The sequence below is a fragment of the Pseudomonas cedrina subsp. cedrina genome, assembly GCF_001983175.1.
Lineage (GTDB): Bacteria > Pseudomonadota > Gammaproteobacteria > Pseudomonadales > Pseudomonadaceae > Aquipseudomonas > Aquipseudomonas cedrina.
Map to the genome: position 1 here is coordinate 44,375 of NZ_MNPW01000001.1, position 12,928 is coordinate 57,302.

The following is a 12,928-nucleotide window of genomic DNA, read 5'->3' on the forward strand; positions in this document are numbered from 1 at the left end:
ACACAAAACCAAATGTGGAAAGCTGGGCTTGTGTGGGAGCCGGGCTTGCCCGCGATGCAGGCACTGAGGTGTGTATCAGTGATACCGCAGTGATGCTATCGCAGGCAAGCCAGCTCCCACACAAGCCCTCTCCCACATTTTGATCGGGTTTACAACTTGACGGAGGAGCGCCCTGGCTTCTTGGTCTGCAACAAATGTGAGAACACCGCATGCAAATCGTCCGACGCGCTCTCTTCATCGAGGTTGAGCTTGCTGTCGATATGATCCATGTGATGCATCATCAAATTCACCGCCAGAGTCGCGTCCCGCGCTTCGATCGCATCGATCAACTGGGTGTGTTCATCGTAGGAACAGTGCGAGCGGTTGCCGCTTTCGTACTGGGCGATGATCAATGAGGTCTGGGACACCAGGCTGCGCTGGAAGCTGATCAGCGGCGCGTTCTTTGCCGCTTCGGCCAGCTTGAGGTGGAATTCGCCGGAGAGGCGGATGCCGGCACCGCGATCGCCACGGGAAAAACTGTCGCGTTCGTCGTTGACCATCTGGCGCAGTTCGGCCAGTTGCTCGGCCGTCGCATGTTGCACCGCCAGCTCGGTAATCGCCCGCTCCACCAGACGCCGCGCAAGGAACACTTGGCGTGCTTCCTCGACACTCGGGCTGGCCACCACCGCGCCGCGATTGGGCCGCAGCAGCACCACACCTTCATGGGCCAGGCGCGACAGCGCGCGGCGAATGATGGTGCGGCTGACGCCGAAAATTTCGCCCAGCGCCTCTTCACTCAATTTGGTACCGGGCGCCAGGCGTTGTTCGAGAATCGCCTCGAAGATATGCGCGTAGACGATATCGTCCTGGGTTCCGCTGCGAGCGGCCTTGCCGGCTCGCGGTTGTTTCTTGAGAGGTTGCAACTGTTCGTTCATGGGCACTCGGGTTTGGAGAACGGCGGCGAATTAACGGTAATACAGTGACTTTACGGTAATACGGCAACAGCGGGTCGCTGGCAAGTATCACCTGAAAACACGGCACATTGTACACAACCGCATGCGCCAACACACTGTACGGCTGTTTGAGCCGACGGCTGTATTGCAATGAGTCGTCAGGTTTGAGTTTAGGCTTGAATCCGCGCCGTCACCGGCTAACACCCAGGTAAAAAGGAACACCTCTGCATGACCGATTCCCCCCAAGCGCCTTTACGTCCGCTGGCCGATACTTCGTTTGCGGCCGTCGTCGCCGGTTTTATCGCCATGATGACCGGCTACACCAGCTCCCTGGTGCTGATGTTCCAGGCAGGCCAGGCGGCGGGGTTGACCACGGCGCAGATTTCTTCGTGGATCTGGGCCCTGTCCATTGGCATGGCGGTGTGCAGCATTGGCTTGTCCCTGCGCTATCGCACGCCGATTACCATTGCCTGGTCGACGCCGGGCGCAGCGCTGCTGATCACCAGCCTTGGCGGTGTGAGTTATGGCGAGGCCATCGGGGCCTACATCACCTGTGCGGTGCTGGTGACGATTTGCGGGTTGACCGGCAGCTTTGAAAAACTCGTCAAGCGCATCCCCGCATCACTGGCCGCCGCCTTGCTCGCCGGGATCCTGTTCAAGATCGGCAGCGAGATCTTCGTCGCCGCGCAACACCGTACCGGCCTGGTGCTGGGCATGTTCTTCACCTACCTGATCATCAAACGGTTGTCGCCGCGTTATGCGGTGCTGGCTGCGCTGGTGATCGGCACCGCACTGTCCGGGTTGATGGGGCTGCTGGACTTCAGCGGTTTTCACCTGGAAGTGGCGACGCCGGTCTGGACCACGCCGCATTTCTCGTTGGCGGCAACCATCAGCATCGGCATTCCGTTGTTTGTCGTGGCGATGACCTCGCAGAACATGCCCGGCGTCGCGGTCCTGCGGGCCGACGGCTACAGCGTGCCCGCCTCGCCCCTGATCACCGCCACCGGCCTGGCGTCGCTGGTGCTGTCGCCGTTTGGCTCCCACGGGATCAACCTGGCCGCGATCAGCGCGGCGATCTGCACCGGGCCCCATGCCCATGAGGACCGCAACAAGCGCTACACCGCCGCCGTGTGGTGCGGGGTGTTCTACGGGATTGCCGGGGTATTCGGCGCGACATTGGCGGCCTTGTTCGCAGCCTTGCCCAAGGAACTGGTGCTGTCGATTGCAGCCCTGGCGCTGTTTGGCTCGATCATCAATGGCCTGAGCATCGCCATGAATGAACCGAAGGAACGGGAAGCGGCGCTGATCACCTTCATGGTCACCGCGTCTGGCTTGACGCTGTTTTCCATCGGGTCGGCGTTCTGGGGGATTGTGGCGGGGGTGTTGACGCTGCTGATTCTGAATGGACGCAAGGCATAAAAAAACGGCGACCCTGTTCAGGTCGCCGTTTTTTTCAGTATCACTTGGCCGCGTTGATCGGCTTTTCCGGATACCACACGTCCAGCAACGGGCTGACTTCAGCCTTGGTCAGCTCGGAACGGGTTTTCAGCCAGGCTTCAACAGCCGCGCGCTGCTCTTCGGAGACCGAGCCACGCTTCTGCAGGCAAACCAGACCGTAGTCATCGCCGCCGACGTAGCCCAGGCCGTTGGCTTCCATGGCTTCTTTGATGAATGCTTCGAGGAAAGCGTCGATAGCTTCTTCACTCAGGCCTTCTTTGAAGTCCAGGTTCAGTTCGAAACCCAGCTCTTGAAATTCATCAACGCACAGTTTTTTGCGCAGACGCTGGGAACGGTTAGTCGCCATTGGAACAATCCTCATAAGTAATAACGGGCGGCACTTTAGCAGTTTAAGACGGCGATTGCCCGACTCTCTGGGACAGGCGGCACCATGCCGGTAAAAAAAACGCCGATTACCCGCTATGGTTCAGCTACAAGTGGCGCCACCTTGGGGCATAATGCCGACACTTTCATGACCATTGAGGGATTTTTCTTCTTTACCCCTCACTTTTTTCACCCTCCTCAGCAGTAGGGTTTTACCTCTTATGATCAAATCTTTGCGTTCCGTATTTTTCGCCGGTCTTATTCTGCCCTTGGCCTTTTCCGCCACCGCTGCCCCCGTCAATACCACCTTGCCGCCGAATGTGCAGCAGGCACTCACTAAAGCCAAACTGCAAAACACTGCGCTGTCCCTGGTGATGATCCCGTTGAACGGCCCGGGTACGCCTACCGTATTCAATGCCGACGTCTCGGTGAACCCGGCGTCCACCATGAAGCTGGTCACCACCTACGCGGCGCTGGAAATGCTCGGCCCCAACCACCAGTGGAAAACCGAGTTCTACACCGACGGCACCCTCAGCGGTGGCGTGTTGCACGGCAACCTGTACCTCAAGGGCGGCGGCGACCCCAAGCTGAACATGGAAAAACTCTGGCTGCTGATGCGCGACCTGCGGGCCAACGGTGTGCAGCAAGTCACCGGCGACCTGGTGCTCGACCGTGGCTTCTTCATGCAACCGCAACTGCCCGAATTCAATGACGATGGCAACGACGAGAACAAGCCGTTCCTGGTCAAGCCGGACGCGCTGCTGGTCAACCTCAAGGCCCTGCGTTTCGTGACCCGCAATGATTCGGGCCGGGTGTTGGTGTCGGTTGAGCCGCCGATTGCCAGCATCCGCATCGACAACCAGGTCAAGGTCTCCAACGCCAAGCAGTGCACCGGTGACGTGCGCTACAACCCGGTCACTGCCGCCGATGGCAGCGTGACGGTAACGGTCAGTGGCCAATTGGCCGAAGGCTGCAGTTCGCAGACCTACCTGTCGTTGCTGGACCATGCCACCTATACCGCCGGTGCGGTCCGGGCGATCTGGCAGGAGCTGGGCGGTACCATCCAGGGCCGTAACCTGCAGGCGCCTGTGCCAAAAGATGCGAAGGTGCTGGCCCGGGCGTTCTCGCCGGACCTGGCGGAGATCATCCGCGACATCAACAAATACAGTAACAACACCATGGCCCAGCAGCTGTTCCTGAGCCTGGGCGCGCAGTTTCGCAACGATGCCGACGGCGACGATGCCAAGGCGGCGCAACGCGTGGTGCGCCAGTGGCTGGCGAAGAAAGGCATCACCGCGCCGCATTTGGTGATGGAGAACGGCTCGGGCTTGTCACGCGCCGAACGCGTCAGCGCCCGCGAGATGGCCGCGATGCTGCAAGCCGCCTGGCATAGCCCCTACGCCGCCGAATATATCAGCTCGATGCCGATCGCCGGCACCGACGGCACCATGCGCAAACGCCTGAAAACCACCGCCATGCGCGGCGAAGCCCACGTCAAGACCGGTACCTTGAACACCGTGCGCGCCATCGCCGGGTTCAGTCGCGACAACAACGGCAACACCTGGGCGGTGGTGGCGATCCTCAACGATCCGAAGCCATGGGGCGCTTCGTCGGTGCTGGATCAGGTGCTGCTGGACCTGTATCGCCAGCCGAAGTTGGCGGCGGTTGCGCCGGTGCTCTGAAAGGTCTTCACCCCTGCACGAGTGGGCTTGTGTGGGAGCGGGCTTGCCCTCGAAGACGGTGCGCCAGTGAATAGCTCTGGTGACTGTCACACCGCTTTCGCAGGCAAGCCAGCTCCCACAGGGATTGATGGTGTTCGCCAGTCCGGTGCCTGGCACCGAAAAAACTGTGGGAGCGGGCTTGCTCGCGAAGGCGGTGCGTCAGTGGATAAATCTTGTGACTGACACACCGCTTTCGCAGGCAAGCCAGCTCCCACAGGGGATTGATGGTGTTCGCCAGTCCCGTGCCTGGCACCGAAAAAACTGTGGGAGCGGGCTTGCCCGCGAAGGCGGAGTATCAGCAGCCAATCAATGGGCGGGCGGACCGTCATCGCGGGCGAGCCCGCTCCCACAGATTTCAACCCGGTCCCTGCCCGCCTGCTTGGCCACGTACACCGCTGAGTCGGCGCGCAGCAGCAACCCATCGACACCTTCGTCCACTCGCCGGCTGGCCACGCCAAAGCTGGCGGTAACAATGCCGACCGGCTCCATCGGTGCATTGCGCAGCGACGACCACAATTCCATCGCCAGAATGTAGGCCTGCGCGCCATCAGTTTGCGGGCACAGCACCATGAATTCCTCGCCGCCCAGGCGGCAGAACACATCGCTGCGGCGCAGGCGCTGGCTGATGCGTTTGCACAATTCCTGCAGGACCCCATCGCCGACGGCATGCCCATGCCTGTCGTTGATGCGCTTGAAGTGATCGATATCCAGCATGATCACCGACAAGGCCCCCGACGTGCGGTTGAGCCTGACCATTTCGATCTTGAGCCGATCCTGGAAATAGCGGCGATTGTGAATCCCGGTCAGGGAGTCGGTGATGGAGAGCGCGCGCAGCTCTTCTTCCACCCGCTTGAGATCGGAAATATCCGACACATAGCCATGCCACAACGTACCGCCAGTGGGTAACTCTTCCGGAGTCGCTTCGCCGCGAATCCAGCGCAGGCCCCGTTGCGGCAACAGCACCCGGTACTCTTCGCGCCAGTGGCTCAACTGCAGCGCCGACAAGCGGATCGACGCACGCACCCGATCCGCATCCAGCGGATGAATACGCTCGAAAACCTTCTTCGCATCCTGCTGCAATACGCCGGGATCGATTTCATAAATGTCACGCATGCCGTCGCTGGCATAGATGAACTTCCAGTTGTCCCTGGGCTCCAGGGTGAACTGGGAGATGCCGCCGGGCACATGGGCGCTGAGCTTTTTGAGCAAGCGGTCCCTGGCAGCCAAGGCCTCGTAGGCACGCTTTTGCTCGGTAATGTCCAGGTAGATCGCCAGATGGCCGACCCACAACCCATGGTCGTCGAGCAATACCGTGGCCAGCATGTTCACGGTCAGCTGGCTGCCGTCCTGGCGGATCAGGCTCCATTCGCGGGCTTCGTGCAGGTTGTCCGGGCTTTCCACCAGCATCGCCTGGCTGGCGGGAATCCGCTTGCCCAAGGCTACACTCAAGCTGGTGGAGCGTGCTTCCAGTTCCGACGCCAGGTGCAGGCTTTCCAGGGTGTGGGCGCCCACCACTTGCTCGGCCTTGAAGCCCAGCATCTGTTCGGCGCCGGCGTTGAACGTGTTGATGACACCGCGCAAGTCGGTGGCAATGATGGCGACCTGGGTGGCCGCGTTGAGCACGCTACGCAATTGACCATGGGCGCCACGCAATTCCTGCTCGCGCAGACGCAGTTGCGCGGTACGCTGCTCCACCAGCTTCAACGCGCGCTGGCGTTGACTCACAAGCACATAGAGCAAGGCGGCGAGCAGCAGGCTGAGCAGGCCGCCCATGGTCAGGATGGTGCTCAGCGAGGAATGGTTAGCCTGGTCGAACACTTGGCTCGGGCGCAAGTTAAGGGCGTACACATGGTCGCCCAAGGTCAGGCGGCGCGCGCCGACCAGATCATGGTCGGACGCGACCGTACCGGACTCGAACAGCACACGCTTTTGCACGTCGGAGGTATCGATCAGTTGCATGACCAGGTTATCCCGATCCGGCTTGGGCAGCCCTTCGGCCACCAGTTGGCGCATGCTGATCACCGCCATTACGTAACCGTAGGGCTCGCTCCGGGAGTGTTCGGGCGTGGGCGCGTGGCTCACCGGCGCGACCAGTAAAACCCCGGCGGCATAGGCCGGCTCCACCCCGACCAATTGCATGGGCTGAGACACCGCCAGCTCGCCGGTTGCGCGCGCACGTTCAAGGACCGAACGTCGCAGCGGCTGGGCCAGCAGGTCAAAGCCGAGCGGTGTGCCCAGCAGGCTTTGGGTCTGGGTGTACACCACCGGGACATATTCATCGCGCTCGAGCGCCGGGACCAGTTGACCTGCCGAATTCAACTCGCGGATAACAAAGGGCGTGCCGCGCTGGATGGACACCTGCCGTTCAAACTGGCTGCGCTGCCCGCGGTACACCCGAGGTGCCCACGAGTAAGCGCGGGCGCGTAACAACAAGGGCTCGGCGAACCCGTCGAATTCCTCGCGGGACACTTCATCGGAATTGACGAAAAAACGCCGCAGGCTGTTCAGCCGCTGTTCCTGGTCTTCGAAGCGTTCCTGCAGGCGGGTATAGCGCTCATTGACCAGCAGTTGGAAACGTTGACGCACCTGTTGCTGATAGAGGTCGGTGGCCGCCCAGGCAACGATCGCCGTCAACGCGAAACCGGCCAGCAACACCACCAATGCCACCAGCCAAGCCGACGCCTGCTCACTGATAAAGCCTAGGATCTTCGGGCGAACAGCTTGTAACGGCATAGGCAACACTCAAGACGCCAGCCTGCGGGGGTGTCACTTTGGCCAGGCCTTAAGTTATAGCCATCGACCCAAGGTTTGACCAGCGCAAAACTACTGTAGGAGCGAGCTTGCTCGCGAAAACTCAGGAGCGCCACGTTTCTTCGGGATAAACGCGGCGCTCTCGGGGTTTTCGCGAGCAAGCTCGCTCCTACAAGGTGCGGTAATCAGCGAGCCATGATTTTCCACGCCCGATGGATCTTCGCGTTACGCGCGAAATCCGGGTCAATGGTCTTGTCGCTGATTTCCTCGACCGCATAGCGTTCGCTGAGGTTGTCCTCCAGCGCGAACTTGCGGAAGTTGTTCGAGAAGTACAGCACGCCACCCGGTGCCAGGCGCGCCATGGCCAGGTCGAGCAGTTGCACGTGGTCGCGTTGTACGTCGAAGATGCCTTCCATGCGCTTGGAGTTGGAGAAGGTCGGCGGGTCGATGAAAATCATGTCGAATTCATCGCGGCTGGCCTCCAGCCAGGCCATCACGTCACCCTGCTCCAGGCGGTTCTTGTCGGAGAAACCGTTGAGAGAGAAGTTGCGACGCGCCCAGTCCAGGTAGGTCTTGGACAAGTCGACGCTGGTGGTGCTGCGCGCGCCGCCCTTGGCCGCGTGCACGCTGGCCGTGGCGGTGTAGCAATACAGGTTGAGGAAGCGCTTGCCGGCCGCTTCTTTCTGGATACGCATGCGCATCGGCCGGTGGTCGAGGAACAGGCCGGTGTCCAGGTAATCGGTGAGGTTGACCAGCAGCTTGACGCCGCCTTCGCTGACTTCGGTGAACTTGCCCTGGGCGCTCTGGCGCTCGTACTGCTTGGTGCCGCTCTGACGCTCGCGACGCTTGACCACCACGCGGCTCTTGTCGATGTTCAAGGCCTGGGGAATCGCTGCCAGGGCATCGAACATGCGTGCGGAGGCTTTTTCCGGGTCAATGGACTTGGGCGCGACGTATTCCTGCACGTGGACCCAGTCGTGGTACAGGTCGATGGCCATCGAGTATTCCGGCATGTCGGCGTCGTACACGCGGTAGCAATCCACGCCTTCACGCTTGGCCCATTTGCCCAGCAACTTGAGGTTCTTCTGCAGGCGGTTGGCGAACATCTGCCCGCCTTCACTCAGGCGCGCCTGCTCGACCACCGGGGCTGGAGCGGGTTTGATCGGGTTGCCGTTCTTGTTGTACTGGCGTTCCTGCGGCTCGGCCGGCGCCTGATCGTAAGCGGCTTGCTCGCGTTCGGCCTGGCGCTGCTCCGGGGTGCGGCGCTCGCCGGTGACGAACTGATCCGGGTTGACCTTGATCAGCAGCAACTTGCACGGCAACGCGCCGTTCCAGAACGAATACTGCTTGTGGCTGCGGATGCCCATGCGCTTGCCCAGGTCCGGCGCGCCGGTGAACACCGCCGCTTCCCAGCCCATGCACGCCTGGCGCAGACGCTCACCGAGGTTCTGGTAGAGGTACAACAGGCTGGCTTCGTCACCCAGGCGCTCGCCGTACGGCGGGTTGCAGATGACCAGGCCTTTCTGGTTCTGGTCCGGGCGCGGCTCGAAGGTGCCGACTTCGCCCTGGTACACCTTGATCCAATGGCTCAGGCCGGCGCGCTCGATGTTGTTGCGCGCGGGCTGGATCAGGCGGGGATCGGCTTCGTAGCCGCGAACCCACAGCGGCGGCTTGTTCATGCCAATGGCGGCGCGTTCGGTGGCTTCGGCGTGCAGTTTCTTCCACAGGGCCGGGACGTGACCGAGCCAAGTGGTGAAACCCCACAGTTCGCGGTTCAGGTTGGGCGCCATGTCGGCGGCGATCATCGCGCCTTCGACCAGGAAGGTGCCCACGCCACACATCGGGTCGCTCAGCGCGCCGCCCTCAGCGGCAATACGCGGCCAGCCGGCACGGATCAGGATCGCGGCGGCGAGGTTTTCCTTCAGCGGCGCCGCGCCCTGCTGCAGGCGGTAACCGCGCTGGTGCAGGCTGTGGCCGGAGAGGTCGAGGGACAGGATGGCTTCGCCACGGTCCAGGCGCAGGTGAATGCGCAGGTCCGGGTTGATCTTGTCGATGGAGGGGCGTTCGCCGGTCGGGGTGCGCAGCTTGTCGACAATCGCATCCTTGACCTTCAGCGCGCCGAAGTGGGTGTTGTCGATGCCCGAGCCGTGGCCGCTGAATTCAACCGCCAGGCTGCCGTCGCTGACCATGTGGTCGGCCCATTCGATATCCAGTACGCCGTGGTAGAGGTCTTCGGCGTCCTTCATCGGGAAGCGCTTGAGCACCAACAGCACGCGGTTGGCCAGGCGCGACCAGAGGCACAGGCGGTAGGCGGTTTCCATGTCGGCCATGCCGCGCACGGCCGAGGTGTGCTCGCGGGCTTCCTCAAGGCCAAGCCCGACGGCTTCCTCGATCAGCAGGCCTTCAAGGCCCTTGGGGCAAGTGAGGAAGAGTTCAAAACGGTCCGACATGGGGCATTCCAGGCTTTTCAGCAATAAATGAACGGGCGACGCATCGCCGGCTCGGTTTTCAATCAAGCACTTTTCTTGAAGAGTGCTCGCGTGGCACGAATGTGCCGTCCCACCCCGTCCGCCAGGCACTTGGGCCTTTATTGACGGGGCAGAAAGAACTTTTAACAACTAAACCCGCAACAAAAAGAAATATTGCGACCCTTCGTCGAATAATAACCGACTGCAACGGGCGGGCATTCTCACCAAAGGATTAAACCCAACCGCTGTGCAGGCTGCATCATAGCTGGCTTTGCCAGATAAAGGGGGTTCAACGCCATCCCGGCTTATGGCCATAGCATCATTATCGTTACGTGCTTATGACAAAACGATCATTGAATCCATGTGACCTATTGGTTAGAACTCAACACAGGTCGGCGCCGTTACGGTGTCGACACATAGGCTCGCCACGCCGGCAGCGAGCCCACCAACGGCAGAAAAACTCTGCCCGGCCCCACACGGGGCCGAAGGATATCAAGACAGTCAACAAGTGAGGGAAACACCCTATGAGAAGACTTAAGCGTGATCCGTTGGAAAGAGCATTTTTACGCGGATATCAATATGGCGTTCATGGCAAATCCCGTGAGCTTTGCCCATTTACTCTACCGTCGGTACGCCAAGCCTGGATCAACGGCTGGCGAGAAGGACGCGGCGACAACTGGGACGGTATGACTGGCACTGCGGGAATCCACAGACTCAACGAACTTCGCGCCGTCGGCTAATCAAGGGCAATCAATTCCGACATCACCACCTTTGAATATGTAACGACTTACCATGCACGCCCCATCCGGGCGGCGGGCTTCGGCCCAGGGGCTCCTTCAAGGAGCCCTTTTTATTGGCTGGAGCAAAAGAGCCCTTTGTGGGAGCATCAGCGCAAGGCAGCGATCGCATCCACCGACTGGCGAATCAGCGCCGGCCCCTTGTAGATAAAGCCGGAATACAACTGCACCAGGCTGGCGCCGGCGGCGATTTTTTCCGCCGCATGCTTGCCTTCGGTGATGCCGCCCACGGCGATGATTGGCAAACGCCCGGCCAACTCGGCCGCCAGCACCTTGACGATATGGGTGCTTTGCTCGCGCACCGGCGCACCCGACAGACCGCCCGCCTCGTCACCATGGGCCAGGCCTTCGACACCCACGCGGCTGAGCGTGGTGTTGGTGGCGATCACCGCATCCATTCCCGAATCCATCAGGGCCTGGGCGACCAGCACGGTTTCTTCGTCGCTCATGTCCGGGGCAATCTTGATCGCCAAGGGCACGCGTTTGCCATGGCGCACCGCCAAGTCTTCCTGACGCTGGCGCAAGGCTTCGAGCAGTTGCTTGAGGGAATCGCCGAACTGCAGGCTGCGCAGGCCCGGCGTATTGGGCGAGCTGACGTTGACGGTGACGTAGCTGGCATGGGCATAGACCTTGTCCAGGCAGATCAGGTAGTCATCCACCGCACGCTCAACCGGCGTGTCGAAGTTCTTGCCGATATTGATGCCCAGGATGCCCTTGTATTTCGCTGCCTGGACCCGCGATAACAAATGATCAACCCCCAGGTTATTGAAGCCCATGCGGTTGATGATCGCCCAGGCTTCGGGCAGACGGAAGATGCGCGGCTTGGGGTTGCCCGGTTGTGGCCGCGGGGTCACGGTGCCGATTTCGACAAAACCGAATCCCAGCTGTGCAAAACCGTCGATGGCTGCCCCGTTCTTGTCCAGGCCGGCCGCCAGGCCAACCGGGTTGGGGAAGTCGAGTCCCATGACGGACACCGGCATTTTCGCCGGCGCCTTGCATACCAGGCCATTGAGCCCCAGGCGGCCACCCGCGCCGATCAGGTCCAGGGACAGATCGTGTGAGGTTTCCGGGGAGAGTTTGAACAACAGCTGGCGGGCCAAGGTATACATGGGCAGGCTAGACTCGGATGGCGGCGAAAGGTGGCGGCGATTATAGCCGGGGTGACCGGGAGCGCGCGAGGCGTGAACCTCAATCGTCAGTAGCGATGCGCAACCAACTGCTCATAAACCGCCCAGATTTTCTGCGCATATTGCATGCGCAGTTCCTCACGCTCGGGCCCGGCGCCCGTCCCCACGTTGTAGGAACCTACCGCTGTCCAGTTATAGCCGAAGCGCTGGATGAACTCGGCGAGAATCGAAGCAGCCACCTCAACCGACAGGCATGGCTCGTTGATCAACCGTTCCTCGGTGATGCCTTGCTTGATCAGGCGTGGCAGGTGAATGCTGTTGATCTGCATCAGACCGATGTCGTGGGTGCCGTTACGGTTGGCGTGATTCATCGCTTGCGCCTGAAAACCCGACTCCACGGCGGCAATCGCTTGCAGCAACTCAGGCTCGATGTCGAAGCGACTCGCGGCGCTCTCCCAGCAATAGGCCAGCGCCTGGTTACTGGCCAACAGCACACTCATCACCAGGCCCTTGCTCCAGAACCTAGCCACAGTTCACTGAGCCCTGGCTGACTTGCCCGCAGACCGAACACACATATTCCCGGAGGCCGGAGGCATGGACGACTGTATTGACCGTGCATGTGAAGCGGTACCCCTGGCCGTAGATCGTCTTGATAAATCCCTTGTCGACGCCAAGGTACTTGCGCAACGAGTAGATACAGCGCGTCAGTGATTCTTCGGCGACCTCCCCCTGTGGCCAGGCAAGCTCCAGCAAGCGATCCTTGGTCATCAACGCCCCACCGGAAACCAGCAGCAGACGCAACACCTGCCACTCCTTGGGCGGTAGCTGGACGTCCGAACCCTCGCCCGTCAGGCGGCCGTGGTCATGCAGGGTCCAGCGTCCAAAAACCAGGGAAGTCGTCGTCCCTCCATCATCCATGACGGCCATCATTACCTCGGCATCCGACTACTGACATTGAAGTCCTCGTTTCCATCACTGGCTTATGTGCCCACGTCACCACTATAAAAAACTGCCGCACGGCTCACGTTAGGAAAAAACCCATACATGCGGCGGCTTGCGGAGCCACGCCGTAAGACGTTTCGCTATTCACCTCCCCCAGGCAGCCACGCCTGATACACCTCATGTAACTCAACCCCCAGCCGGTCCTCCAACTGCACCAGTTCGCCCAAGGCCAGTAATTGCCCGTTCACCCGAACTTCCACGCAATGGATTATCTGTGGCGTCAACGGCAACACCTTTCCGGGCGCAAAGGCTGCCAGGCGCCTGCGGCTGATCAGTTGTTCCTGTAGAAGAATTTCCAGATGCATGGGT

The 12,928-nt window shown here is 60.9% G+C and carries 11 protein-coding genes; 3 read left to right on the top strand and 8 right to left on the bottom strand.

Annotated features, from left to right (window positions below; all coding sequences use genetic code 11):
- Nucleotides 1–149 precede the first annotated feature (149 nt).
- Nucleotides 150–914 (bottom strand): GntR family transcriptional regulator, encoded by a 765-nt coding sequence (locus tag BLL36_RS00210; protein WP_076949487.1) that lies wholly within the window; start codon nt 912–914, stop codon nt 150–152.
- A 246-nt stretch (nt 915–1,160) separates the two neighbouring features.
- Here BLL36_RS00210 and BLL36_RS00215 point away from each other — a divergent pair, with 246 nt between their 5' ends.
- Complete coding sequence (locus BLL36_RS00215; RefSeq protein ID WP_076949488.1) at nt 1,161–2,351, top strand: benzoate/H(+) symporter BenE family transporter; 1,191 nt, start codon at nt 1,161–1,163, stop codon at nt 2,349–2,351.
- Between the two features lie 40 nt (nt 2,352–2,391).
- Here the strand turns inward: BLL36_RS00215 and BLL36_RS00220 are convergent, their stop codons facing one another.
- The gene (locus BLL36_RS00220; RefSeq protein ID WP_010208515.1) at nt 2,392–2,736 is read right to left on the bottom strand and encodes a YggL family protein; all 345 of its coding nucleotides are present in this window, start codon (nt 2,734–2,736) and stop codon (nt 2,392–2,394) included.
- Between the two features lie 238 nt (nt 2,737–2,974).
- Here BLL36_RS00220 and dacB point away from each other — a divergent pair, with 238 nt between their 5' ends.
- Nucleotides 2,975–4,435 carry a D-alanyl-D-alanine carboxypeptidase/D-alanyl-D-alanine endopeptidase gene (dacB, locus tag BLL36_RS00225; RefSeq protein WP_076949489.1) on the top strand — a complete coding sequence of 487 codons (1,461 nt, stop codon included), beginning with the start codon at nt 2,975–2,977 and terminating at the stop codon, nt 4,433–4,435.
- A gap of 345 nt (nt 4,436–4,780) precedes the next feature.
- Here dacB and BLL36_RS00230 read toward each other — a convergent pair whose 3' ends face one another.
- Nucleotides 4,781–7,207 carry a sensor domain-containing diguanylate cyclase gene (locus tag BLL36_RS00230; protein WP_076949490.1) on the bottom strand — a complete coding sequence of 809 codons (2,427 nt, stop codon included), beginning with the start codon at nt 7,205–7,207 and terminating at the stop codon, nt 4,781–4,783.
- A gap of 203 nt (nt 7,208–7,410) precedes the next feature.
- Nucleotides 7,411–9,675, bottom strand: coding sequence for a bifunctional 23S rRNA (guanine(2069)-N(7))-methyltransferase RlmK/23S rRNA (guanine(2445)-N(2))-methyltransferase RlmL (rlmKL, locus tag BLL36_RS00235; protein ID WP_076949491.1), 2,265 nt, complete (start codon nt 9,673–9,675; stop codon nt 7,411–7,413).
- A gap of 542 nt (nt 9,676–10,217) precedes the next feature.
- Here rlmKL and rmf point away from each other — a divergent pair.
- A complete protein-coding gene (gene rmf / locus BLL36_RS00245; protein ID WP_074702867.1) occupies nt 10,218–10,433 on the top strand; it encodes a ribosome modulation factor in 216 nt (71 codons plus the stop codon).
- Nucleotides 10,434–10,579: 146 nt separating this feature from the next.
- On the opposite strand, the gene BLL36_RS00250 is transcribed toward rmf, so the two are convergent.
- From BLL36_RS00250 to BLL36_RS00265, 4 genes are all read right to left on the bottom strand, one after another.
- Nucleotides 10,580–11,599 (bottom strand): quinone-dependent dihydroorotate dehydrogenase, encoded by a 1,020-nt coding sequence (locus BLL36_RS00250; protein WP_076949492.1) that lies wholly within the window; start codon nt 11,597–11,599, stop codon nt 10,580–10,582.
- Between the two features lie 86 nt (nt 11,600–11,685).
- The gene (locus BLL36_RS00255) at nt 11,686–12,117 is read right to left on the bottom strand and encodes a transglycosylase SLT domain-containing protein (RefSeq protein ID WP_165448119.1); all 432 of its coding nucleotides are present in this window, start codon (nt 12,115–12,117) and stop codon (nt 11,686–11,688) included.
- A gap of 22 nt (nt 12,118–12,139) precedes the next feature.
- Nucleotides 12,140–12,544, bottom strand: a complete 405-nt coding sequence (locus tag BLL36_RS00260) for a winged helix-turn-helix domain-containing protein (RefSeq protein ID WP_083735250.1) — start codon at nt 12,542–12,544, stop codon at nt 12,140–12,142.
- 155 nt (nt 12,545–12,699) lie between these two features.
- Nucleotides 12,700–12,924, bottom strand: coding sequence for a FliM/FliN family flagellar motor switch protein (locus BLL36_RS00265; RefSeq protein ID WP_076949495.1), 225 nt, complete (start codon nt 12,922–12,924; stop codon nt 12,700–12,702).
- Nucleotides 12,925–12,928 lie beyond the last annotated feature (4 nt).